This is a genomic window from uncultured Stenotrophomonas sp. (assembly GCF_963519125.1).
In the GTDB taxonomy this organism is placed as follows: Bacteria; Pseudomonadota; Gammaproteobacteria; order Xanthomonadales; family Xanthomonadaceae; genus Stenotrophomonas.
The window spans coordinates 141,318-163,243 of the sequence record NZ_CAUQLJ010000008.1 but is presented as its reverse complement, the minus strand read 5'-3'; the positions used below and the strand labels follow the sequence as shown (position 1 = coordinate 163,243).

General features: G+C 66.9%; 22 protein-coding genes. 7 read left to right on the top strand and 15 right to left on the bottom strand.

Annotation, left to right across the window (positions count from 1 at the left end; translation table 11 throughout):
- Positions 1 to 24: 24 nt before the first annotated feature.
- The 9 genes from RYM47_RS09050 to prmB all read right to left on the bottom strand — a co-directional run bounded on the left by RYM47_RS09050 (position 25) and on the right by prmB (position 10,413).
- Positions 25 to 2,040, bottom strand: coding sequence for a hypothetical protein (locus tag RYM47_RS09050; protein ID WP_315387341.1), 2,016 nt, complete (start codon positions 2,038 to 2,040; stop codon positions 25 to 27).
- A complete protein-coding gene (locus RYM47_RS09045; RefSeq protein ID WP_315387339.1) occupies positions 2,037 to 2,687 on the bottom strand; it encodes a hypothetical protein in 651 nt (216 codons plus the stop codon). Before RYM47_RS09045 ends, RYM47_RS09050 begins: the two co-directional genes overlap by 4 nt.
- Positions 2,688 to 2,824: 137 nt before the next feature.
- A complete protein-coding gene (locus RYM47_RS09040) occupies positions 2,825 to 3,481 on the bottom strand; it encodes a phosphoribosylanthranilate isomerase (RefSeq protein ID WP_102944514.1) in 657 nt (218 codons plus the stop codon).
- On the bottom strand, positions 3,478 to 4,251 hold the full coding sequence (gene truA, locus RYM47_RS09035) for a tRNA pseudouridine(38-40) synthase TruA (RefSeq protein WP_315387338.1): 774 nt from the start codon (positions 4,249 to 4,251) through the stop codon (positions 3,478 to 3,480). Before truA ends, RYM47_RS09040 begins: the two co-directional genes overlap by 4 nt.
- 2 nt (positions 4,252 to 4,253) lie before the next feature.
- Complete coding sequence (locus RYM47_RS09030; RefSeq protein ID WP_315387337.1) at positions 4,254 to 6,149, bottom strand: FimV/HubP family polar landmark protein; 1,896 nt, start codon at positions 6,147 to 6,149, stop codon at positions 4,254 to 4,256.
- Between the two features lie 53 nt (positions 6,150 to 6,202).
- The gene (locus tag RYM47_RS09025; RefSeq protein ID WP_070207204.1) at positions 6,203 to 7,228 is read right to left on the bottom strand and encodes an aspartate-semialdehyde dehydrogenase; all 1,026 of its coding nucleotides are present in this window, start codon (positions 7,226 to 7,228) and stop codon (positions 6,203 to 6,205) included.
- A gap of 113 nt (positions 7,229 to 7,341) precedes the next feature.
- Positions 7,342 to 8,391: a D-glycerate dehydrogenase gene (locus tag RYM47_RS09020; RefSeq protein WP_315387332.1), complete on the bottom strand. Its 1,050-nt coding sequence runs from the start codon at positions 8,389 to 8,391 to the stop codon at positions 7,342 to 7,344.
- Positions 8,384 to 9,487: a chorismate synthase gene (gene aroC, locus RYM47_RS09015; RefSeq protein WP_315387331.1), complete on the bottom strand. Its 1,104-nt coding sequence runs from the start codon at positions 9,485 to 9,487 to the stop codon at positions 8,384 to 8,386. The genes RYM47_RS09020 and aroC overlap by 8 nt, the downstream gene beginning before the upstream one ends.
- Complete coding sequence (prmB, locus tag RYM47_RS09010; protein WP_315387330.1) at positions 9,484 to 10,413, bottom strand: 50S ribosomal protein L3 N(5)-glutamine methyltransferase; 930 nt, start codon at positions 10,411 to 10,413, stop codon at positions 9,484 to 9,486. Before prmB ends, aroC begins: the two co-directional genes overlap by 4 nt.
- Positions 10,414 to 10,542: 129 nt before the next feature.
- On the opposite strand from prmB, the gene RYM47_RS09005 reads away from it, so the two are divergent.
- Positions 10,543 to 11,193 (top strand): SCO family protein, encoded by a 651-nt coding sequence (locus RYM47_RS09005; protein WP_315387328.1) that lies wholly within the window; start codon positions 10,543 to 10,545, stop codon positions 11,191 to 11,193.
- Complete coding sequence (asd, locus tag RYM47_RS09000; protein WP_315387326.1) at positions 11,190 to 12,032, top strand: archaetidylserine decarboxylase; 843 nt, start codon at positions 11,190 to 11,192, stop codon at positions 12,030 to 12,032. Before RYM47_RS09005 ends, asd begins: the two co-directional genes overlap by 4 nt.
- Positions 12,033 to 12,101: 69 nt before the next feature.
- On the opposite strand, the gene RYM47_RS08995 is transcribed toward asd, so the two are convergent.
- Positions 12,102 to 12,464 carry a ribonuclease E inhibitor RraB gene (locus RYM47_RS08995; RefSeq protein ID WP_315387324.1) on the bottom strand — a complete coding sequence of 121 codons (363 nt, stop codon included), beginning with the start codon at positions 12,462 to 12,464 and terminating at the stop codon, positions 12,102 to 12,104.
- A gap of 17 nt (positions 12,465 to 12,481) precedes the next feature.
- Positions 12,482 to 14,092 carry a transglycosylase SLT domain-containing protein gene (locus RYM47_RS08990; protein ID WP_315387323.1) on the bottom strand — a complete coding sequence of 537 codons (1,611 nt, stop codon included), beginning with the start codon at positions 14,090 to 14,092 and terminating at the stop codon, positions 12,482 to 12,484.
- A gap of 135 nt (positions 14,093 to 14,227) precedes the next feature.
- Here RYM47_RS08990 and RYM47_RS08985 point away from each other — a divergent pair, with 135 nt between their 5' ends.
- Together RYM47_RS08985 and greB are read left to right on the top strand one after the other, a co-directional pair.
- Positions 14,228 to 15,733, top strand: a complete 1,506-nt coding sequence (locus tag RYM47_RS08985; RefSeq protein ID WP_315387322.1) for a helicase HerA-like domain-containing protein — start codon at positions 14,228 to 14,230, stop codon at positions 15,731 to 15,733.
- A complete protein-coding gene (greB, locus tag RYM47_RS08980; RefSeq protein WP_315387321.1) occupies positions 15,733 to 16,239 on the top strand; it encodes a transcription elongation factor GreB in 507 nt (168 codons plus the stop codon). Before RYM47_RS08985 ends, greB begins: the two co-directional genes overlap by 1 nt.
- Before the next feature lie 162 nt (positions 16,240 to 16,401).
- On the opposite strand, the gene RYM47_RS08975 is transcribed toward greB, so the two are convergent.
- Positions 16,402 to 17,214, bottom strand: a complete 813-nt coding sequence (locus RYM47_RS08975) for a DUF3025 domain-containing protein (RefSeq protein ID WP_315387385.1) — start codon at positions 17,212 to 17,214, stop codon at positions 16,402 to 16,404.
- Between the two features lie 59 nt (positions 17,215 to 17,273).
- The gene (gene rimO, locus RYM47_RS08970) at positions 17,274 to 18,641 is read right to left on the bottom strand and encodes a 30S ribosomal protein S12 methylthiotransferase RimO (RefSeq protein ID WP_315387320.1); all 1,368 of its coding nucleotides are present in this window, start codon (positions 18,639 to 18,641) and stop codon (positions 17,274 to 17,276) included.
- Positions 18,642 to 18,851: 210 nt separating this feature from the next.
- On the opposite strand from rimO, the gene RYM47_RS08965 reads away from it, so the two are divergent.
- From RYM47_RS08965 to RYM47_RS08955, 3 genes are read left to right on the top strand one after another with little or no spacing between them, the layout of a single operon-like run.
- Positions 18,852 to 19,523 (top strand): dienelactone hydrolase family protein, encoded by a 672-nt coding sequence (locus RYM47_RS08965; protein ID WP_315387319.1) that lies wholly within the window; start codon positions 18,852 to 18,854, stop codon positions 19,521 to 19,523.
- A complete protein-coding gene (locus RYM47_RS08960; protein WP_315387318.1) occupies positions 19,520 to 19,942 on the top strand; it encodes an HIT family protein in 423 nt (140 codons plus the stop codon). The genes RYM47_RS08965 and RYM47_RS08960 overlap by 4 nt, the downstream gene beginning before the upstream one ends.
- A gap of 16 nt (positions 19,943 to 19,958) precedes the next feature.
- On the top strand, positions 19,959 to 20,126 hold the full coding sequence (locus RYM47_RS08955) for a DUF5668 domain-containing protein (protein WP_093533394.1): 168 nt from the start codon (positions 19,959 to 19,961) through the stop codon (positions 20,124 to 20,126).
- Between the two features lie 76 nt (positions 20,127 to 20,202).
- Here RYM47_RS08955 and dcd read toward each other — a convergent pair whose 3' ends face one another.
- Together dcd and apbC are read right to left on the bottom strand one after the other, a co-directional pair.
- Positions 20,203 to 20,775: a dCTP deaminase gene (gene dcd, locus RYM47_RS08950; protein ID WP_068853484.1), complete on the bottom strand. Its 573-nt coding sequence runs from the start codon at positions 20,773 to 20,775 to the stop codon at positions 20,203 to 20,205.
- A 42-nt stretch (positions 20,776 to 20,817) separates the two neighbouring features.
- The gene (gene apbC, locus RYM47_RS08945; RefSeq protein WP_315387309.1) at positions 20,818 to 21,714 is read right to left on the bottom strand and encodes an iron-sulfur cluster carrier protein ApbC; all 897 of its coding nucleotides are present in this window, start codon (positions 21,712 to 21,714) and stop codon (positions 20,818 to 20,820) included.
- Between the last annotated feature and the right edge of the window lie 212 nt (positions 21,715 to 21,926).

Here is a 21,926-nt window from a genome sequence, read left to right as displayed (position 1 = left end):
TCCTTCCGGGTCACGTGCAGTGCTTCAGCGCGCCTCGACCACGGCGGCCGTGGCGTGCTCGTCGGTGATCTGGCGCGGAGCCTCCTGGCGAGGCGCTTCCTCGCGTGGTGTCACGCCCAGGTAGCGCTGCATCAGGTCCTGCACGATCGGGCTCTTGCCGGCCAGGCCTTCAATCGACTTGCCAAGCGAGACCGCCTTGATCAGGTTCTCGAACATACCGCCGTCGCCACCGACCAGGTCGATGTCGGCGTTGCGCAGCGCGCTGGCGATGACGCCCGCGTTCTCGCGCGAGACCTCCTTGCCGGCCTCTATCGAGGCCAGGGCCTGCTTGAGGCTGTTGTCGAGCATCATGCGGAACTCTTCGTGGCCGCGCGCGGTGTCGCTGAGCGAGGCGATGGCCTCGAACTTGCGGACCAGGCCTTCGGCTTCGGCCAGCAGCTTCTTCTGCACCACGCCGGCTTCGGCTCCGCCCACCGATTCGGTCGCCGTTGCACGGGCCAGGCCCATCTGCTCCTCGCCCTGGGCCTGCGCCTGCAGGGTCTCGGCCAGCACACGGGCTTCGTTGGTGCCCTGCTTGAGGGTTGCGTCGGCCTTGGCCTCGATCACGCGGGCTTCGGCGATACCGACCTTTTCAATGGCGAGCGCGGAGGCTTCACGCACCTGCGCGTCTGCGAGTCCCGGGGCCGCGCGCTCGGCACGGGTACCGTCGGCGAGCAGGCGCTTGGCTTCGGCCTGCTTGCCTGCCGCTTCGTGTTCGGCCTGGGCCAGGGTGGTGATTTCAACCGCGCGGTGCTTGGCCGACGCTTCGGCGGCCTGCGCCTCCTTGACCTGGCGCACCATCAGTTCCTGCGCCTTGGCTTCGGCCTCCAGGATCAGCACCTGCTTCAGGCGATCGGCCTCGGAGACTTCCCGCACTTCCTTGATGCGCTCTTCTTCCTGGGCCACGGTCTTGTCGATGGCGATGCGTTCGCGCGTGATGTTGGCCACGTCCATCTTGCCGGACTCGACCACCTTGTCGCGTTCCACGCCCTGCAACTGGACTTCACGCTGGGTGGTGACCTGCTCCAGCTGGCGCGCGCGCTCCACCCGCTCGGCTTCAATGGCCACCGCACGCTGGCGGTTCTGTTCGGCCACTTCCACTTCGCGCAGACGGTTCTGCTCGCGGATGTCGATCACCTCCTGCGCTTCGATCCGGGCCTGTTCAGACAGCTGGCGCTGCTCTTCCTGGACCTTGGCGGTTTCAGCTTCTTCACGGGCGCGGATGGTTTCGATCTCGCGCTTCTGGCGGGCTTCGGCTTCGGCCTGCTGGCGTTCCAACGCCAGCAGCGCTTCCCGCGCTTCGACGTTCTTCTTGGTGATGGCCAGCTTTTCGTTCTGCTCCAGCTCGTTGGTCACCACGTTCTGGGTGGCGGTGAGCTCGGTGATCTTCCGGATGCCCTGGGCATCCAGGATGTTGTTCTGGTCCAGCAGCAGCTTGGGAGTCTGCTCCAGGTAGTCGATGGCCACGTCTTCCAGCGCGTAGCCGTTGAGGTCGTTGCCAATCACCGCGATGATCTCGTCGCGGAATTCCTGGCGCTTCTCGAACAGTTCAGTGAATTCGAACTTCTTGCCGACGGTCTTCAGCGCTTCGGAGAATTTGGCGTTGAACAGCTCATCCACTGCGTGCTTGTCCGACGCGCGGTCGGCACCGATAGCCTTGGCCACGCGCAGGACATCGGCCTGGGTTTCGTTGACACGCAGGTAGAAGGCCACGGCGATATCGGCCCGCATGTTGTCACGGCAGATCAGGCCTTCCTTGCCGCGACGGTCGATCTGCAGGGTGATCAGGCTGATCCGCATCAGCTCCGCGCGGTACAGCACTGGAATGATCAACGCACCGGTGAAATGCACCTTGGGCTGTGCACTCATGTCGTTGACGATCAACGCTACGCCCTGGTCCACCTTGCGGTAGAAGGCCTTGAACAGGCCGGCCAGGCCAAGCAGCAGGACCAGCAGGACGCCGACCCCGATCAGGAAGGGGGCCAAGGCTGCAACGCTCATCGGTGGATCTCCTTATCTAACAATGCGGGATGGTCGCCTTCGGCGGCCACCAGGTAGTGGTTGTGTTCGGGGTGGTAGTCCAGCAACACCACGCGTCGACCGCGCGGCAGTGTGTGGCCTTCTGGCAGACGCACCTGCAGGATCAATCCGGCGCCACCATCTTCGACCGTGGCGAATCCGGTGCTCGCAGTGACCTGGGGCGAGGCAATCACGCCAACACGCCCCAGCAGCGAGGTCTGGGCCACCGGACGCAGGCGCAGCAGCAGGCGTCGTAACGGGCGCAGGATCAGCGCGGTGAGCGGCACGGCGGGCACCAGCGCCAGCACCGCCGCCAGGCTGCCGCCTGCCCAGCGCATCGGCGCAGGCAGCGGCTGAAGCAGGAACAGATGGACGAAATAGGTGGCGGTCCAGCCGAAGAACGCGAGCAGCGCGATCACCAGCATGACCGGGGCGCCGCCCAGGCCGAGCCGTGAAAACATGCCGGAAATGCCCTGCAGGCCGTCGTCGCCGATTTCAATGCCATCGGTGGCGAACCCGTCGTCAATGACACCGCAGGCCGCCAGCATCCAGTACACCACCGCAAAGGCCAGCACGATGCTGTACGGCAGCGTGGGAAAGCTGAGTGCGACATTGAGAAATTCGGCCATCCACGTCTTCCTTGCATCGGAGCAGCGGTCCCCACCGCTGCGGATCCGGACAGGCGCTCCGGCCTGTCCTTGTCCTGTCGATGCTACGTGAAATACAGGGCGTACGCACAGAGGCGAAAGCGACGTCCCGTTCTGGACTAATCCGCCTCGTGGCAGTCCGCGCGGCGGACTTCTTCGACAAACTTGCGCATCTTGTAGCCGTCCTTGATGCCCGGCTCGCTTTCGATGCCGCTGGAGACGTCCACGCCCCACGGCAGGGTGGCGACGATGGCGTCGAACACGTTGTCCGGGGTAATGCCGCCGGCCAGCAGGAACGGGCGGTGCAGGCCGGTCGGCAGGCGGGTCCAGTCGAAGGCCACGCCGGTCCCGCCGCCGCCGCCCGGGGCATGGCTGTCGAACAGGAAGCCGGCCGCGCTGGGATAGCGCAGCTGCAGCTGGCGCGCGTTGACCTCTTCACGGCCGCCCATGGCGACCGCCTTCAGGTACGGCATGTTGAAGCTGCGGCAGAACGATTCGTCCTCGTCGCCGTGGAACTGCAGCAGGGTGGGACGCACCGTACGCAGCACTTCGCGCACCTCTTCCTTGCTGTTGTCGCGGAACAACGCGACCACGTCGACCATCGGTGCGATCGCCTGGCGCATGGCGCGGGCTTCGGCCGGGGCCACCCGGCGCCGACTTTCGCGGGCGAAGATGAAGCCTACCGCGTCCACGCCCAGTTCGCCGGCCAGGCGCACGTCGCCGGCGCGGGTCATGCCGCAGAACTTGATGCGGGTGCGATAGAAGGAGCGGCTCATAGGGTGACCTCGGCAGGAAGGTGCCAGTTGTCGGGATACAACGGGCCAACAAAAACCAATCCCTGCGGCGGTGCGGTGGGGCCAGCCACGGTGCGGTCCTGGCCGGCCAGCAGCTCGGCCATCCACGACACCGGCTTTTCCCCACTGCCGATCAGGATCAATGAACCGACGATATTGCGCACCATGTGATGAAGGAATGCATTGGCCTGAACGCAGACCTCGATGATCTCGCCCTGGCGGGTCACGCTGATCGCCTGCAGGTCCCGCCGGGCATGCAATGCCTCGCACTGGACGCTGCGGAATGCACTGAAGTCGTTTTCGCCCAGCAGGGCCTGCCCGGCCGTATGCATCAGGGTCGAATCCAGCGGGCGCCGTTCCCAGCTCAGGCTCTGCCGGTACAGCGCCGGGCGGATCGCCCGATTGAGCAGGCGGTAGCGGTAACGCCGCGCCCGCGCGGAGAACCGGGCATGGAAATCGTCGGCCACCGGCACGCACCAGCGCACCGCGATCGAGCGCGGCGCCCGGGTGGTGGTGCCCAGGGTCCAGCTGCGCGGGTCGCGGACCACGTCGGTGTCGAAGTGGACGACCTGGCATTCGCCGTGCACGCCGGCGTCGGTGCGGCCGGCGCAGACCACCTGGATCGGCGCATTGGCAATCGACGACAGGGCGTCCTGCAGGCTCGCCTGCACGCTGGGACAGCCGCTTTCACCCAGCTGTTGCCAGCCCTTGTACTCGCTGCCGTCGTATTCAACCCCTAGTGCGTAGCGCATGCTCAGCCGAGCCGGGCCAGCAGTTCACGGGCCTGTTGCTGGCTGTGGAAGTCGCCGGCCTGGGCCACTTCCAGCAGCAGGGTGCGGGCGGTGTCAGCATCGCCCAGGTCGAGGTAGGCGATCGCCAGTTCGAGGCGGTCGCGGCCCGGTGCGCCGAGCGGAGCGACGACCGGCGCCGCAGCCGCTGGCGGCGTCTCTTCCTCGGCGACGGCCTGCGGCGGGTTCCATTCCGGGATCTCGAACACGCCGCGGAACGAAGGCTGCGCGGCAGCTTCCCGTGCATAGGCCGGTACGACTTCATCGTCCGGCGCAGCCGCGGGGTCTGCTACGGGCGCTTGCTGCACGTCCCGGGCAGCCTGGACCGGCTCCGGCTCGAGCGTGAACACCGGCTCGCGACGTCCGTAATCGTCGCCCTCGCCTGCCAGCACGTAGTCGGGCGCATCGCGCAGGTCCTGCGCGTCGGCCTCGACCTCGCGCTGCGCGGCCAGTTCGTCCACGTAGTCTGCAGCGGGTACCGCCGCGGCCAGGCTGGCCGCATCCAGGCCGTCACGGCGCAGCGGCGGCAGCGGCGAAGGTTTGCGGCGGCGCGAGATCGCCCAGCCAGCCACGGCCAGCAGCAGCACCGGCAGGCCGAGCCAGGCCCAGCCACCGCCGCTGCTTTCGCGTGCGGCCGGCGCGTCGGCCAGGCGCTGCTGCGCGGCGGCCAGGTCGGTGTCCTTCATCGCGATCAGCGAAGCCTGCTGCTGCTTGAGCTTCTCCAGCTCGGCCACGCGGTTGCGCAGCTCCTGGATCTCGGCATCGCGGGTGGCCACGTCTTCCTTGGCCTGGCGCAGTTGTTCGTTGCCCAGCATGTCACCCTCACTGCCGGCGGCGGTGCCGGTGGTTGTACCTGCGTTGTTGTCGGTGGCGGCGACCGCCGGGGCGATCTCCAGGCGCCCGCCCGCAGCCGGGGCGCCGCTCCCGGAAGCCGGGGCGGCCGTCGCCGGCGGGGCCGTGGCGGCACCGCTGCTGGCCGGCTGCGGAATGGTCGAGCGCGCCTGGCGCCACTGCGCGGCGTGCTCACGGACCATGGCCGCGGCCTGGCCCGGGTCGATCGAGGCGTCGGCGCCCGGATTGCGCAGCACTGCACCCTGCTTGAGCAGGTTGAGGTTGCCGCGGATGAAGGCTTCGGGATTGGCGCGCAACAGCGCGATCATCGCCTGGTCGCGGCTGATGCCCTGCTCGCGGGCCACGCTTCCGGCAATCTGCGACAGGGTCTGGCCGCGCTGTACGGTGATGCTGCCGTCGGCGGACACGGTGGCCGCCGGTGCCGCAGCCGGGCGCGACGGAGCAGCGGTACGGGCCGGTGCCGGCGCAGCGCGGGGCGCTGGGGCTTCGGCGGCAGGGACCGGCGCCTGCATGGCCTCGGCTTCGCGGGCGATGGCATTGGACATGGCACCGGCGGGCGCCACGATTTCCGGCTCGGCCACGGCCAGGGCGCTGTCGGGTGCATCGACCAGCGCCGAATATTCACGGACCAGGCGGCCCTGGCCCCAATCGGCTTCGATCAGGAAATTCAGCGACGGCGTGGTCACCGGCGCCTGCGAGCTGACCCGCACCACGGCCCGGCCGTTGGCATCGCGGGAAAGCTCGAACTGCAGTTCGCTGACCAGCCCGGTGGGCCGTTCCAGCCCGACCCGGGCGAAGGTCACCGGCGAGGCCAGGGCGACGCGCAGGTTTTCCAGTTCGGCGGGGTCGGCCGAGATGACCGGAATTTCAGCCAGCAGCGGCTGGCCAGGTTTGGACAGGACCCGGATGTCGCCCAGCCCGAGGGCCATGGCGGAGCTGCTGGCCAGGGCCAGCAGCAGGGTCGATACCACCTTGAGCGGGCGCGTTGCGCCCGAAGCTCGTTTCTTCATGGCGGCAATATAGCGATTCCCGGCGATTACAGCCACGCGGGAATGCGCATGGATCACCCTTCGGCGGCGACCAGCTCGGCCAACTGCACCGCGTTCAACGCAGCACCCTTGCGGATGTTGTCCGACACGATCCACAGGTTCAGGCCGCGCGGGTGCGACAGGTCTTCACGGATACGGCCGACATACACCGCGTCGGTGCCTGACGCATGCGTCACCGGGGTCGGATAACCACCGGCCTCATGCTTGTCGACCACTTCCACGCCAGGGGAACGCGACAGCAGCTCGCGCGCCGCGTCCGGCGTGACCTTGTCGCGGGTTTCGATGCTGACCGCTTCGGAGTGGCCGTAGAACACCGGCACGCGCACGGCGGTGGGGTTCACCAGGATGCTGTCGTCGCCGAGGATCTTGCGGGTTTCCCAGACCAGCTTCATTTCTTCCTTGGTGAAGCCGTTGTCCTGGAAGTCGTCGATGTGCGGAATCAGGTTGAACGCGATCTGCACCGGGAAGCGCTGCGGGTCGATGTCCTGGAAGCTGAGCAGCTGGCCGGTCTGCTTGCCCAGTTCCTCCAGCGCCGAACGACCACCGCCGGAGACCGATTGGTAAGTAGCCACGTTGATGCGCTGGATGCCGTACTGGCGGTGCAGCGGCGCCAGCGCCACCAGCATCTGCATGGTCGAGCAGTTCGGGTTGGCGACGATACCGCGCGGGCGGTTCTTCAGCGCTTCTGGATTTACTTCGGACACCACCAGCGGCACGTCGTCGTCGTACCGGAAGGCCGAGGAGTTGTCGATCACCACCGCACCGGCCGCGGCGAACTTCGGGCCGAATTCCTTGGACACGCTGCCGCCGGCGGAGAACAGAGCGATGTCCACCCCGCTCGGATCGAACGTGGCCAGGTCCTGGACCTTGATCTTCTGGCCCTCGAACTCGATCTCGCCACCGGCCGAACGCGACGAGGCGAGCAGGCTCAGGGTGGCGATCGGGAAGTTGCGCTCGGCCAGGATGGACAGCATGGTTTCGCCAACGGCGCCGGTGGCACCGACGACAGCGACGTGGAAGCGACGATCAGGGTTGTTCATGGGGATTCTCGTTGAAGGTGTACCGATCGGCGATCGATACATGACGCGTGTCTGGAAGGGTTGCGCACAACGGACTGGGGTCGGGGAACCTCACGTGATGGCCGCGCGGTTCCCTATCGTTTTGCGTCTTTTTTACCGCCCACGGTGGTGCCGCCGGCTTTCACGGCAGCGACGGCGTCGGCGTTGAGCGCGCTCGGCGGGTGGCCTGCATGCGGCCCCTGCCCCAGCGCGGCGGTCAGGTTGTCCACCGCCAGCTGCACCATCGCCCGGCGCGTTGCCTGGCTGGCACTGCCGATATGCGGGGTCAGCACGATGTTGCGCAGCGCCAGCAGTTCAGGCCGCACGGTGGGTTCGCCTTCGAACACGTCCAGCCCGGCCGCGGCGAGCCGGCCGTGCGCCAATGCATCGGCCAGGGCCAGTTCGTCGACGATGCCGCCACGGGCGATGTTCACCAGGGTGGCGGTGGCCTTCATCTTCGCCAGCGCGGCAGCGTCGATGATGTGGTGCGAGGACGCGTTGTACGGCAGCACCAGCACGAGGTGGTCGGCCTGCTCAAGCAGCGTGTCCAGGTCCACGTACTGCGCGCCCACCTCCGCTTCGATGGCCTCGGGCAGGCGCGAACGGTTGTGGTACAGCACGCGCATGCCGAAGCCCAGCGCGCCGCGGCGGGCAATGCCCTGCCCGATCCGGCCCATGCCGAGGATGCCCAGCGTGCTGCCGTGGATATCCGCGCCGAGCATGGTCTGGAACGACCATTGGCCCCACTGGCCTTCGCGCAGCCAGCGTTCGGATTCGGTGATGCGACGCGCGGTCGCCATCAGCAGCGCGAAGCCCAGATCGGCGGTAGTTTCGGTAAGGACGTCGGGCGTGTTGCTGGCCAGGATGCCGGCCGCACTCAGCGCGTCGAGATCCAGGTTGTTGTAGCCGACACCCACGTTCGCGATGGCGCGCAGTTGCGGCGCCTGCGCCACTTCCGCCGCACCCACGCGCTCGTTGAGGGTGATGAGCGCACCGTCGACCCCGGCCAGCTGCGCGGCCAGGGTCTCGGGCGTGTAGCGGGTCACGGCGTCGGTCGTGGTGAGATCGAAATGCTGCCCGAGCTGTTCGATGACGTCATCGAACAGCGGCTGGCTCACCCAGACCTTCGGCCGCGCCTCAGCCATCGATGGCCCCCGGAATGCGTGGCGCGATCTCGCCCACGTCGCCGCATTGGGCCCGGTGGCGCAGCGCCTGGTCCATCAGCACCAGCGCCATCATCGCCTCGGCGATGGGGGTGGCGCGGATGCCGACGCAGGGATCGTGGCGACCGGTGGTGATCACCTCCACCGCCGCGCCGCTGGCGTCGACCGTCGCGCCGGGCAGGCGCAGGCTGGAGGTCGGCTTGAGCACGATCGAGGCGGTGACCTGCTGGCCGGTGGAAATACCACCGAGGATGCCGCCGGCATGGTTGCTGGCGAAGCCTTCCGGGGTGATCAGGTCACGATGTTCGGTGCCCTTCTGCGCAGCGCTGGCGAAACCGTCGCCGATCTCCACGCCCTTGACCGCATTGATGCTCATCAGCGCGGCGGCAAGTTCGCCGTCGAGCTTGCCGTAGATCGGCTCGCCCCAACCCGGCGGCACGCCGTCGGCAACCACGTTCACCCGCGCGCCGACCGAGTCGCCGGACTTGCGCAGGGCGTCCATGTAGCTTTCCAGCGCAGGCACCTGGTCGGCCACCGGCCAGAAGAACGGATTGTCTTCCACCGCCGACCAGTCGTGCCCGGTCGGGGTGATCTCGCCCAGCTGCGAGAGAAAACCGCGCACGGTCACCCCGTAGCGCTGCAGCAGCCACTTCTTGGCGATCACGCCGGCGGCCACGCGCATGGTGGTCTCGCGCGCGGAAGAGCGGCCGCCACCGCGCGGGTCGCGGATGCCGTACTTCTGCCAGTAGCTGTAGTCGGCATGGCCCGGGCGGAACTGCTGGGCGATGTTGGTGTAGTCCTTGCTGCGCTGGTCGGTGTTGCGGATCAGCAAAGCGATGGGCGTACCGGTGGTGCGGCCTTCATACACGCCCGAGAGGATCTCGATCTCGTCGGCCTCGCGGCGCGCCGAGGTGTGCCGGCTCTTGCCGGTGGCGCGACGCTGCAGGTCGTGGGCGAACTCGTCGGCACTGATCTCCAGCCCCGGCGGGCAACCGTCGATCACGCAGCCGATCGCCGGACCGTGCGATTCGCCGAAGGTGGTGACCGAAAGAAGCTTGCCGAAGGTGTTGGAACTCACGGCCGCTGTGCCGCCAGTTCGGTGATGCGGGCGCTGTGCGCGATCAGTTCACGGCATTCGACCGCGAAGATGCCCATCTGGCCGACCTTGAACTCGACCCAGGCGAAATCGACTTCCGGCAGCAGCTTGATCAGGTGCTGTTCGGACTCGCCCACTTCACAGATCAGCAGGCCGTCTTCACTCAGGTGCAGCGGGGCGTCGCGCAGGATCTTCAGGACCAGGTCCAGGCCGTCGTCGCCGGCACGCAGGCCCATCTCGGGCTCGTACGAGTACTCCTGCGGCAGCGCGTCGGTTTCGTCGTTGGTGACGTACGGCGGGTTGGTCACGATCAGGTCGTAGTGACGGCCGGTCAGGCCGTTGAACAGGTCGGACTTGAGCAGCGTGACGTTGTGCGCCTGCAGGCGTTCCTTGTTCTCTTCGGCCAGGCTCAGCGCGTCGTCGCTCAGGTCCACGCCGTCCACTTCCCAGTTCGGGTAGTAGTGGCCCATGGCGATGGCGATGCAGCCCGACCCGGTGCACAGGTCCAGCGCGCGGGTCACGTCACGCCCGGCCAGCCACGGCTCGAAGCCGGACTCGATCAGCTCGGCAATCGGCGAACGCGGCACGAGGGCACGGGTGTCGCTCTTGAAGCTCAGGCCGGCGAACCACGCCTCACCGGTCAGGTAGGCCGCCGGGATGCGCTCGTCGATGCGGCGCTGGAACAGCTCCAGCACCTGCAGCTTCTCTTCACGCAGCAGGCGCGCCTGGCCATAGGCCGGACCCAGGTCGTGCGGCAGGTGCAGGCCATGCAGGACCAGCTGGGTGGCTTCGTCCAGGGCGTTGTCATAGCTGTGCCCGAAGGTCAGCCCGGCGGCGTTGAAACGGCTGGTGCCGTAGCGGATCAGGTCGATGATCGTATGGAGTTCGGCGGCCGTTTCGGCGGTCATGGCAGGGCAACAGACAAAGTGGCCCCAGATTATAGGCGCTGCGGCGCAGCACGGCATCCGTTGCAGGCGAAACGGTGCGGCCGCCGCCCCATCCCCTATCATGGTGGCCCCCTTCGGGAACGGGCTTACATGTTCAATCGCAATGTCGGCATCATCCTGCTCATCGCGCTGGCCGCCGGTCTCGGCCTGGTCGTGGCCCAGAAAGTGTTCGCGCCCAAGGCCGTGGGCAACCGTCCGGCCACCGAATCGATCACCTTCTACCCGCAGCCGCGCCCGCTGCCGGACTTCAACCTGGGCCAGTCCGACGGCACCCGGCTGATCCCCGGCGAGCTCAAGGGCCACTGGACCCTGGTGTTCCTGGGTTTCCTGGCCTGTCCCGACATCTGCCCGACCACCCTGGCCGACCTGGCCCAGGCCCAGAAACAGTGGGAAGCCCTGCCCGAGACCCTGCGCCCGCGGCTGGTGTTCGTCTCGGTCGACCCCGAGCGCGACACCCCGGCCCGGCTGGGCGAGTACGTGCATGCCTTCCACAAGGACACCCTGGCGGCCACCGCCGACGTGCCCTCGCTGGAGCGCTTCGCCACCTCGCTGGGCTTCGTGTTCCAGAAGGTGCCGGGCAAGGACTTCGAGACGAACTCCCAGGATTACACCCTGGAACATTCGGCCAGCCTGGCCGTGCTGGACCCGGACGGCAACCTGGCCGGCCTGATCCGCCCTCCTTTCAATGCGCAGGCGATTGCCCGCGACCTGAATCTGTTGACCGAGAAATCCGCCCCATGAGCCTGACCACCACGCTGAGCTACGTCCTGCCCCACCGCCTGCTGTCGTCGATGGCGCGGCGCCTGGCGTATTCCAGCAACCCGCGGATCTCGCGCTGGCTGATCGACACGGTGACCGAAAAGTTCGGGGTCAACCTGGCCGAGGCAGCCAACCCCGATCCGCGCAGCTACCCCACCTTCAACCAGTTCTTCACCCGCGCCCTGAAGCCGGGCGCGCGCGTGCCAGACGCCGGTGCCCGCACCCTGGTGATGCCGGCCGACGGCCGCATCAGCCAGCTAGGCGCGATCGAGGACGGCAACATCTTCCAGGCCAAGGGCCAGTCGTTCACCGCCGCCGAGCTGCTGGGCGATGCGGGCGACGCCGAAGTGTTCCGGCATGGGTTGTTCGCCACGGTGTACCTGTCGCCGAAGGACTACCACCGCGTGCACATGCCGTGGACCGGCACCCTGCGCGAAACCGTCCATGTACCGGGGCGGTTGTTCAGCGTGGGCCCAGCGGCGGTGAACAACGTGCCCGGGTTGTTTGCCCGGAATGAGCGGCTGGTCTGCCACTTCGACACCGACTTCGGCCCGATGGTGCAGGTGATGGTGGGCGCGCTGCTGGTGTCGGGCGTGGAGACAGTGTGGGGCGGTGAAGAGATTCCGGCGTATGGCGACCGCATCACCCGCAAAGATTACCGTGGGAAGGGCATTACCCTGGAGCGATTTGCCGAGATGGCGCGGTTCAATTACGGGTCGACCGTGATCGTGCTGCTGCCGCCCGGCGTGGCGGATTTCGCGCCGCACCTGGATGCGGAGCATGCGGTGCAGCTGGGGCAAGCGCTGGCTACGTTGCGGTGACGTGCTGACACGCATGGCGTGTCACTACGCACCCTGAAAAACGCCCCGCATTTGCGGGGCGTCTGGTTTTCAGGGGTTGTCCGGGTCGTGGGCGAACTCTACGGGCCCTACATCCATGCCGTCGTAATCCTCTACGCCGTTCGCCTCGGCCAATGCCTGCAGCTCATGGTTGCGCTGGTCCAGCGACGCTTCGTTGTGAACTTCAATCCGCTCCACGTGCAGTACGTGGTACGGCGGTTCGTCGGCTTCCAGCTCCGGTTCGAATACTTCGACCACGGTGTAGCCCTGCCCTTCCAGCACCTTGGCCAGGCCGTGCAGCGGCTCGGGCGTGGTGTTGACAAAGAAGTAGCCCCACACCAGGTCACCGTTGAGATCCCAGTCGGTGTTCTCGCGGATGTTGGCGAACATGTCGTTGATTGCGGTGATATCCATCTGTAGTCCCTCGGGGGTTATTTACCGCAGCCCTGCAGCTTGATCGACTGGCCCTGGCGCAGCGCATACGCCGGCGCCTTCAGCCCGTTGGCCTTGGCCAGTTCGCGGACGTCGCAGTCGAACTTGTCGGCGATCCGGCCCAGGGTCTCGCCCTTGCCGACCTTGTGGCTCTTCACCGCCTTGGGCTTGGCCTTGGCGGCCGGCACGGCCACCGGCGCGGCCGGGGCGGTCGGCACCGGGGTGCTGGACTGCACGCCGGCCATCGGCACCACGCTGCCCACTGCGACGTTGCCGGTGTAGCTGGCGGCGGTCGGGCGAACGATGGCGGCGTTGAGGTCGGCGGTGATCAGGGTGCGTGCCAGGTCGGCGCGCGGGCCGCTCACGCAGTAACGGTTGTACAGGCCGGCAATGCGGGTGGTGGCGTTGATGATCGTGCCGGCCGGTATCCAGCCGTCCGCCTCGTAGCGCGGGTTGAGGTTGCGCAGCGCGCGCATGTAGCCGTCGCGGGTGCCGGTGCTGCCCAGGCAGATGGTCAGCTCATAGATGGTGGTGGACTTGGCCAGGCGGATCGTGGCCGGCTGCGCGCTGACCTTGGGGAAGTCGACGCCGTACTGCTGCGGGTGCAGGTAGATCCAGGCCGCGGCGATCACCATCGGCACGTAGTCCTTGGTTTCGGCCGGGAACTGGTTGTACACGTTGTCCACCCAGAAGCTCTGGCCGACATTCTGGCGGTACACGCGCCCCGCACGGCCTTCGCCGCCGTTGTAGCCGGCCAGCGACAGTTCCACGTTGTTGTTGAGCTCGCGCATGCGTTCGTTGAGGTAGCTGGCGCTCGCTTCGGCGGCGCTGCGCGCGTCGAAGCGGGTGTCGAAGCCGGTGCCGTCCGGGCCCAGCCCGAAGCGGCGGCCGGTGGCCGGCATGAACTGCATCAGGCCGGCGGCGCCGGCGCGCGAGGAGGCGTGCACGCGCCCGTTGGATTCCTTGGCCATGATCCCGAACAGCAGCGCCTCGGGCAGGCCGCGCTTCTCCCACTCCGGCCACATCACCGCGCGCAGGGTCTGGTAGTTCTCGTAGGTGTTCATCAACGCCGGGCGCATGTCGGTCAGCCAGCGGCGGATGCCGGCCTGCACCGCCGGGTTGTACTCGACCATGTTGTCGAAGGCGTGGCGCTTGTCGTTGAGCAGCGCGGCCGCGCGCGCGGCTTCGGGCACGTCTGCAGCCAACGGACCGACGTGGTCCGGGTCGGCTTCGAGCAGTCCGCCGTCGTTGGCGATCACATCGCTGTCGTCGCTGTCGCGGGTGTCGGCGTTGTTCTTGAGCAGCCGCTTGTAGGTCACCAGCAGGTTGCTGACCTGGCAGCCCTTCTGGGCCACGCAGTCGCTGATCACATCTTCCATGTCCTCCAGCGCGGCGTCGCCTTCGTTCTTGCCCTTGGGGTCTGCATTGGTGACCAGCACCAGTGCGTCGGCATACCGCTTCTCGGCAGCGGTCATGCGCTGCTGCAGCACCTCGATCTTCGCCTTGTCGCGGGCCGAGACCCGTTGGGCGTGGGCCTCGGGCACGAAGGACAACAGGGACGCGAGCGCCAACAACGGCCAACCACGGGCAAGCAGGACAGGAACGGGCATTTTTGGCACTGTGGGCGAAAGACAGGGCAGAGTAGCCGTGCCGCTTGTATCGGGGCAACCCGGTCAGCCCACCTGCACCCGCTCGGGTTTAGAATCCTGCCCATTCACATAGGCCGTCCACTCAGGGAGTTGACCATGGATCCGATCCTGCTCGGCAAAGGCATTACCGACGACATCCCCGTGACCCTGCTGCCGAAGCTGGGTAACCGTCACGGCCTGGTGGCCGGCGCCACCGGTACCGGCAAGACGGTCACCCTGATGACCCTGGCCGAAGGCTTCTCGCGGATCGGCGTGCCGGTGTTCCTGGCCGATGTGAAGGGCGACGTCTCCGGCCTGGCGGTGCCCGGCACGGGGACCGAGGCGCTGCTGCAGCGTGCGCAGGAGATCGGCGTGACCGACTACGCGCCATCTGGCAGCCCGACCGTCTTCTGGGATCTTTACGGCAAGCTTGGGCACCCGGTACGCACCACGGTCAGCGAAATGGGCCCTACCCTGCTCGCGCGCATCCTGGAGCTCAACGACACCCAGGCCGGCGTGCTGGACATCGTGTTCAAGCTGGCCGACGACCGTGGCCTGCTGCTGCTCGACCTGGACGACCTGCGCGCCCTGCTCGGCCTGGTCGCCGATGAGCGCAAGGACATCTCCACCGAATACGGCCTGGTCAGCGCGCAGACCGTGGCGGCGATCCAGCGAGCGCTGCTGCGGCTGTCACAGGACGGCGGCGAGGCGTTCTTCGGCGAACCGGCGCTGGAGCTGGCCGACCTGATGCGGGTCAACCACGACGGCCGCGGCGTGATCGGGATCCTGGCCGCCGACCAGCTGGTGCTGAAGCCCCGCCTGTATTCGACCTTCCTGCTGTGGCTGCTCTCGGAGCTGTTCGAGACACTGCCGGAAGTGGGCGACCTCGAAAAGCCGAAGCTGGTCTTCATCTTCGATGAGGCGCACCTGCTGTTCGACGACGCCCCGGCCGCGCTGGTGCAGCGCATCGAGCAGGTGGTGCGTTTGATCCGCTCCAAGGGCGTGGGCGTGTACTTCTGTTCGCAGTTCCCCGACGACGTGCCGGCCAACATCCTGGGCCAGCTCGGCAACCGCGTGCAGCATGCGCTGCGCGCGTTCACCCCGCGCGACCAGAAGGCGGTGAAGATCGCTGCGGAAACGTTCGTGCCCAACCCGAAGCTGGACGTGGTGGCGGCGCTGTCGCAGCTGGGCACCGGCGAGGCACTGGTGTCCACCCTGCAGGACAAGGGTATTCCTTCGCCGGTGCAGCAGACCCGGATCGCGCCGCCGCGCTGCCGCATGGGCGCCATTACCGAAGCCGAGCGCGCGCAGGTGCGTGCCGGCAGTCCGGTCGGCACGCGCTACGACACTGCGGTGAACCGTGAGTCGGCCGCCGAGCTGCTGGCCCAGCGCGCGGCCAAGGCGGTGGAACAGGCCGATGCGCCGAAGGCGCGCACGCGCCAGCAGGACGAGGAACAGGAAGGCGGCTTCGGCCAGTCGATCAAGGATGCGATCTTCGGCACCAAGCGCCGCCAGGGCATGATCGAGACCATGGCCAAGCAGACCACCCGTACGGTGGGCACCAAGCTGGGCAACCAGATCGTGCGCGGGATCCTGGGCGGCATCTTCGGCGGCAAGCGCTGATGTCGCGTTGGCGTCCGCCGGCGGAAAAAAGCACCGCGCTGATCACCGCGCAGGGGCACCAGCGCCTGAAGACCGAGCTGGACGATCTGTGGCGGGTGCGTCGCCCGGAGGTGGTGAAGGCGCTGGCCGCTGCGGCCGCCGAGGGCGACCGTTCGGAAAATGCCGAGTACACCTACCGCAAAAAGCAGCTGGGCGAGATCGACCGTCGCGTGCGCTACCTGACCAAGCGGCTGGAATCGCTGCGCGTGGTCGACACCGTGCCGACCGATCCGCAAGCGGTGTTCTTTGGCGCGTGGGTGGAGCTGGAGAATGTGGACAGCGGCGACGTCAGCCGCTACCGGATCGTCGGACCGGATGAGACCGACGCCGGTGCCGGCTGGATCAGCATCGATTCGCCGCTGGCGCGCGCGTTGTTGAAGAAGCGCGTGGACGAGGAGTTCGAAGTGGAGCTGCCGAGTGGCAGGACCGGGTTTGCGGTGATCGCGGTGGAATACGGCGCGGCGTGATGGGGTAAGAGCGCGCCCGCGTTCGAGGTCATGCGTTAAAGAACGTTGAAGTGATATCGGCGGTCGTTCGGGAACCGACCCTACCAAAGCGCAGCATCGCCGGTAGGGTCGCATCCCAATCGACCGCCAAGAACCCCGCCACGTTCGTTTGGGCCATGACAATCAACGGAACACCGCACTCCCGCAAATCGACGGATATTCCCTACCGTCCCGCAATGGCCGGAAATACGCGTCCTGCGCATAAAACGCCTCATCCTGCCGAACCTCCCACCCCGGGATACCCATCAACGGCAACGGCCGCAACTCCAACGGGTCGCGGAGCAGGTCCCCACGCGTGATGGCCTTTGCAACCTGCTGCACCGCCAGCGCGTCGTCACTTCCCTGCACTACTACGCATTTGCCGACCAGCAGACGGCCGGGCAGCAGTGCCTGTTCCATCAAGGCGTGGCCGATGACCGCCGCCACGGCGATGCGTCCGTCCTGCCAGGCGGCTTCGGCATCCACGAACAACGCCCGCCAGTCATGCCGGTCCCAGGCACTTACAAGCGCTGTATCCTCCACCCGCACGATCACACCGGTTTCGTCGAACTGGGTCAGCGCCGCCTGCGCACGGTCACGCACGTTCGGCCCATGGGCCTGGATACGCTCGCACTGCCGCGCATTGAGCGCCTGTTTGATTGCCGGGTAGCGCGCCCAGACCAGCGCGTTGAACAGGTCGTGCCAGTTCTCGACGCGGGTAGCGATGCGTCCCTGTGCAATGCGCTGCTCGTAGTGCAAGCCGTCGGCCAGCAGGGCCTCGTCCTGCGGCACTAGCCGCTTGCCAGAGAGCGCAAGGCGCGCATCGAGTGCGACCACTGTCGGCCACGCCTCGGCGGCCAACAGGTCATGGAATGCCGTAACGCCAGCGAACAGCGGATACGTGAAGCACCCGCGATCCACTTCATCACGCGCGGGTGCAACAAAGCGTCGCCGCACCGCAGCCCCATTGTCGGGCTCGGCGCCGGCCTCGGCCGCCGCAGCGGCGGCCGCGTCGGTCACAGCACCTTGAGGTCGAGCTGACGGCCCACGGCATTCGCCTCGATCAGCGCATCGCCGTACAGGTCGTGCTCGTCGCTTTCGGTGATCTCCACGTTGACGAACTGACCCACGCGCAGCTTCGCCTCGTCCGCGTTCTGGATATGCACCAGACCGTCGATCTCCGGCGCATCGGCCTTCGAGCGGGCGACGGCGATACCGTCTTCAATCGCATCGACCAGGCACTGCTGCACCGTGCCGATCTTTGCTTCCAGGCGCGCGGCGGAAATCTCCGCCTGGCGGGCCATGAAGCGCGCCAGGCGCTCCTGCTTCACTTCTTCCGGCACCGCGCCGGGCAGGTCGTTGGCGGTGGCACCGGTCACCGGCGAGTAGGCGAACGCACCCACGCGGTCCAGCTGCGCCTCGTCCAGGAACGACAGCAGCTCTTCGAACTCCGCCTCGGTCTCGCCGGGGAAGCCGACGATGAAGGTCGAGCGCACGGTGATGTCCGGGCACAGCTGGCGCCAGCGCTGCACGCGCTCCAGGGTCTTGTCGACCGCGCCCGGGCGCTTCATCAGCTTCAGGATGCGCGGGCTGGCGTGCTGGAACGGAATGTCCAGGTACGGCAGGATCCGGTTCTCGGCCATCAGCGGTACCACGTCATCGACGTGCGGGTACGGGTACACGTAATGCATGCGGGTCCACGCATCCAGTTCGGACAGCCCTTCGCACAGCGACTTCATGCGGGTCTGGTAGGCCTTGTCGCGCCACATGCGCTCGGCGTACTTCACGTCCACGCCATAGGCCGAGGTGTCCTGCGACACCACCAGCAGTTCCTTGACCCCACCGCGCACCAGCCGCTCGGCTTCGCGCAGCACCTCGTCCACCGGGCGCGAAACCAGCTTGCCGCGCATCGAGGGAATGATGCAGAAGCTGCAATGGTGGTTGCAGCCTTCGGAAATCTTCAGGTAGGCGTAGTGACGCGGGGTCAGCTTGATGCCGTAGTCCGGTACCAGGTCCACGAACGGGTCGTGCCTGGGCGGCAGCGCGGCATGCACCGCTTCCATCACGCTGGTGTAGTCCTGCGGGCCGGAGACGGCCAGCACGTCTGGATAGGCCTTGCGGATCTCTTCCGGGCGCTTGCCCAGGCAGCCGGTGACGATCACCTTGCCGTTGGCGTTCATCGCCTCGCCGATGGCGTCCAGCGACTCGGTCACCGCCGAATCGATGAAGCCGCAGGTGTTGACCACCACCACGTCGGCCGAATCGTAGGAGGGAACGATGTCGTAGCCCTCGGCCCGCAGCTGGGTGAGGATGCGCTCGGAATCGACAAGGGCCTTCGGGCAGCCAAGGCTGACGAAGCCGACTTTGGGGTTCAGCTGGGACATGGATCGCGGGACTCTGGGGGCCTGGGCCCACGCCGGAATGGCGCGGGGACCTGGGGCCGGAAACGGCGGCAAGTATACCGGCGTTGAGCCGTCGGCCCTGAATGCATCGACTGTCCGGGCAAGGCCAACCGCCAAGGCGTGCATGGCCACGACACCCCGCTAACCCGGCCGGGCCCGATAATGAACGCCTGAACCAATCGGAGTCCGGCAATGGGTGAGTGGGTTACGTTCGATACGCATCATGGTCCGGTCCGGGCCTGGCAGGCCCTGCCGGAAGGCAAGCCGCGCGGGGGCCTGGTAGTCATCCAGGAGATCTTCGGCGCCAACGCGCACATCCGCGAGGTGGCAGAGGGCTTCGCCGCTGAAGGCTATGCGGTGCTGGCGCCCTCGTTCTTCGACCTGCTGGACGGCACCGGGGCCGATCCCGACGCCCTGCCCTACGACCAGGACGGGGTGAAGCAGGGCCTGGCGCATGTCACGGCGCTGGGCATGGAAAAGGCGTTGGAGGTGGTCCGCGCGGCCGCTTCGCGGCTGGCCCCGTCCGGCAAGGTCGGCACCGTGGGCTATTGCTGGGGCGGCAGCGTCGCCCTGCTTGCGGCCCTGCGCCTGGGCCTGCCCTCGGTCAGCTACTACGGCGCGCGGAACACCCAGTTCCTGGACGAGCCGGCCAAGGCCCCGGTGATGTTCCACTTCGGCGCCCTGGACAAGAGCATCCCGCCAGAGGCCATCCAGGCCCACCGCGAGAAGCTGCCGCAGATGGCCACCTTCGTCTACCCGGCCGACCACGCCTTCAACCGCAGCGTCGGACACGCGTATGATCCAGACAGCGCCGCCCTGGCGCTGCAACGCACCCTGGACTTCTTTTCGGAGCATCTTGGATGAGCGATTTTGAACTGGATTCACGCCTTGCCGCCAACAGCGTGCTGGTGGACGAAGGCCCGCTGTCGCAAGTGCGGTTGATGAACGACGAACGTTTCCCCTGGCTGGTGCTGGTGCCGCGCGTGACCGGCATCACTGAGTGGATGGAGCTCAGCGGCGATCAGCAGGACAAGCTGCGCATTGAACTTTCCCGCGCCAGCCGGGCGCTCAAGGGCACCGATGGTGTCGAGAAGATCAACATCGCCACCCTGGGCAACATCGTGCCGCAGCTGCACTTCCATGTGGTCGGCCGGCACAACGGCGATCCCCTGTGGCCGGGACCGGTGTGGGGCAATGGCCAGCCGCGCAAGTTCGACGACGCCGTGCTCAGAGAGCATGTCGCGATGTGGAAGGAACGGCTAGGATATTCGCCCCAGCCCTAAGCGGACCCTGCCCCTGATGCGCTCCAACCTCGTCGCTGCCATCGTCCTGATCCTCGTCGGCCTGTTCCTGCTGGCCAGCAACCTGGGCTGGACCAACATGAACCTCGGTCGCCTGATCCTTACCTGGTGGCCGGTGATCCTGGTGGCGGTGGGGATCGGGCTGCTGTTCGGCCGCGGGAAATAAACCCGCCGGCAATAAAAAAACGCGGAGGAATCCGCGTTTTTTTGTTTGAGTCAGCCGGGCAGAGCCCGGCTCTACGTCAGGTACGCGGCAGGGTCACGCCGGTCTGGCCCTGGTACTTGCCGCCGCGGTCCTTGTACGAGGTCTCGCAGATGTCGTCGCTGTCGGCCTGGAAGAACAGCATCTGGGCCACGCCTTCGTTGGCGTAGATGCGCGCCGGAAGCGGCGTGGTGTTGCTGAACTCCAGGGTGACGTGGCCTTCCCACTCCGGCTCCAGCGGGGTCACGTTGACGATGATGCCGCAGCGCGCGTAGGTGCTCTTGCCCAGGCACACCACAAGGGTGTCGCGCGGAATGCGGAAGTACTCCACGGTGCGCGCCAGCGCGAAGCTGTTCGGCGGAATGATGCACTCATCGCCGACGATATCGACAAAGCTGCCCGGGTCGAAATGCTTGGGGTCGACGATCGTGGAGTTGATGTTGGTGAACACCTTGAACTCACGCGAGCAACGCACGTCGTAGCCGTAGCTGGACGTGCCGTAGCTGACGATGCGCTGGCCGTTGGCCTGCTTGACCTGCCCCGCTTCGAACGGCTCGATCATGCCGTGCTGTTCGGACATGCGGCGGATCCAGCGGTCACTCTTGATGCTCATGGGGGTCCTGGGTGTGGGCGCGGTGGGCGATGATTCTACAGGTCAAAGCAGCGAGGACAGGATCGGGATGCTGGCGCGCGGGCGCTTGGCCACCTCGTCCACCAGCCGCTGCGCGGCGCGCAGGTAAGCCTGCGCCGCCGTGGAGTCCGGCGCGGCCGCGGTGATCGGGGTGCCGACATCGCCCTGCTCGCGAATACCGATGTCCAGGGGCAGCGAGCCCAGCAGCGGAACGCCGTACTGCGCGGCCATGCGCTCACCACCGCCGTCACCGAACAGGTGCTCGACCTGGCCACAGTTGCTGCAGGTGTGCACGGCCATGTTCTCGACGATGCCGAGCACCGGCACTTCGACCTTCTCGAACATCTTCAACGCCTTCTTCGCGTCCAGCGTGGCGATGTCCTGCGGCGTGGTGACGATCACCGCCCCGGCCAGCGGAATCTTCTGGGTCAGGGTCAGCTGGATGTCGCCGGTGCCCGGTGGCAGGTCGATCAGCAGGTAGTCCAGGTCGTCCCACAGGGTGTCGTTGAAGAACTGGGTCATGGCGGAGGTGGCCATCGGACCGCGCCAGATCATCGGCGTCTCGTCCTCGATCAGGTAGCCGATCGACATGGTCTCCACCCCGAACGCGCGCAGCGGCTCGATCGACTTGTTGTCCGGGCTTTCCGGACGGCCGCTCAGGCCCAGCATCATCGGGACGCTGGGGCCGTAGATGTCCGCGTCCAGCAGCCCGACCCGGGCCCCGAGCTTTGCCAGCGCCACCGCCAGGTTCACTGCCGTGGTGGACTTGCCCACCCCGCCCTTGCCCGACCCGACCGCGATCACGTTGCGGACGCGCGGATGAAGGGAGAGCCCCTTCTGCACCTGGCTGGCATGGGGACGTCGAGACGGGCTGGCACTCACTGCGGGCACTCCGGAAAAGCATTGCGGGAAGCCGACCATGATAGAGCAGCCAGTCGGGCGGCGCGGCGGGTTGTCCTGCGCTGTCTCCGCGCTGTCCTGGGTGCTCTCGACGGGCCATCAGGCGGACATCGACGAATTCCAATGACGTACCCGGCCAAAAATCGAGTGTTACATACGTCACAGTATTGGAAAATTGGTTTCATTCAAACCAAATAAAACATCTTCCAATTCAATAAATTACAGAACAAATG

Bases quoted from the DNA above. Each gene is read 5' to 3' on its own strand.
- RYM47_RS08995 (WP_315387324.1), bottom strand. From the start codon at position 12,464: ATGGATATCACCGCAATCAACGACATGTTCGCCAACATCCGCGAGAAC.
- RYM47_RS09005 (WP_315387328.1), top strand. From the start codon at position 10,543: ATGTTCAATCGCAATGTCGGCATCATCCTGCTCATCGCGCTGGCCGCC.
- greB (WP_315387321.1), top strand. From the start codon at position 15,733: ATGTCGCGTTGGCGTCCGCCGGCGGAAAAAAGCACCGCGCTGATCACC.
- RYM47_RS09050 (WP_315387341.1), bottom strand. From the start codon at position 2,040: ATGAGCGTTGCAGCCTTGGCCCCCTTCCTGATCGGGGTCGGCGTCCTG.
- RYM47_RS08990 (WP_315387323.1), bottom strand. From the start codon at position 14,092: ATGCCCGTTCCTGTCCTGCTTGCCCGTGGTTGGCCGTTGTTGGCGCTC.
- RYM47_RS08955 (WP_093533394.1), top strand. From the start codon at position 19,959: ATGCGCTCCAACCTCGTCGCTGCCATCGTCCTGATCCTCGTCGGCCTG.
- apbC (WP_315387309.1), bottom strand. From the start codon at position 21,714: ATGGTCGGCTTCCCGCAATGCTTTTCCGGAGTGCCCGCAGTGAGTGCC.
- RYM47_RS09025 (WP_070207204.1), bottom strand. From the start codon at position 7,228: ATGAACAACCCTGATCGTCGCTTCCACGTCGCTGTCGTCGGTGCCACC.
- RYM47_RS09040 (WP_102944514.1), bottom strand. From the start codon at position 3,481: ATGAGCCGCTCCTTCTATCGCACCCGCATCAAGTTCTGCGGCATGACC.
- RYM47_RS09030 (WP_315387337.1), bottom strand. From the start codon at position 6,149: ATGAAGAAACGAGCTTCGGGCGCAACGCGCCCGCTCAAGGTGGTATCG.
- RYM47_RS08960 (WP_315387318.1), top strand. From the start codon at position 19,520: ATGAGCGATTTTGAACTGGATTCACGCCTTGCCGCCAACAGCGTGCTG.
- RYM47_RS08965 (WP_315387319.1), top strand. From the start codon at position 18,852: ATGGGTGAGTGGGTTACGTTCGATACGCATCATGGTCCGGTCCGGGCC.
- rimO (WP_315387320.1), bottom strand. From the start codon at position 18,641: ATGTCCCAGCTGAACCCCAAAGTCGGCTTCGTCAGCCTTGGCTGCCCG.
- asd (WP_315387326.1), top strand. From the start codon at position 11,190: ATGAGCCTGACCACCACGCTGAGCTACGTCCTGCCCCACCGCCTGCTG.
- RYM47_RS09020 (WP_315387332.1), bottom strand. From the start codon at position 8,391: ATGGCTGAGGCGCGGCCGAAGGTCTGGGTGAGCCAGCCGCTGTTCGAT.
- truA (WP_315387338.1), bottom strand. From the start codon at position 4,251: ATGCGCTACGCACTAGGGGTTGAATACGACGGCAGCGAGTACAAGGGC.
- RYM47_RS09045 (WP_315387339.1), bottom strand. From the start codon at position 2,687: ATGGCCGAATTTCTCAATGTCGCACTCAGCTTTCCCACGCTGCCGTAC.
- RYM47_RS08985 (WP_315387322.1), top strand. From the start codon at position 14,228: ATGGATCCGATCCTGCTCGGCAAAGGCATTACCGACGACATCCCCGTG.
- dcd (WP_068853484.1), bottom strand. From the start codon at position 20,775: ATGAGCATCAAGAGTGACCGCTGGATCCGCCGCATGTCCGAACAGCAC.
- prmB (WP_315387330.1), bottom strand. From the start codon at position 10,413: ATGACCGCCGAAACGGCCGCCGAACTCCATACGATCATCGACCTGATC.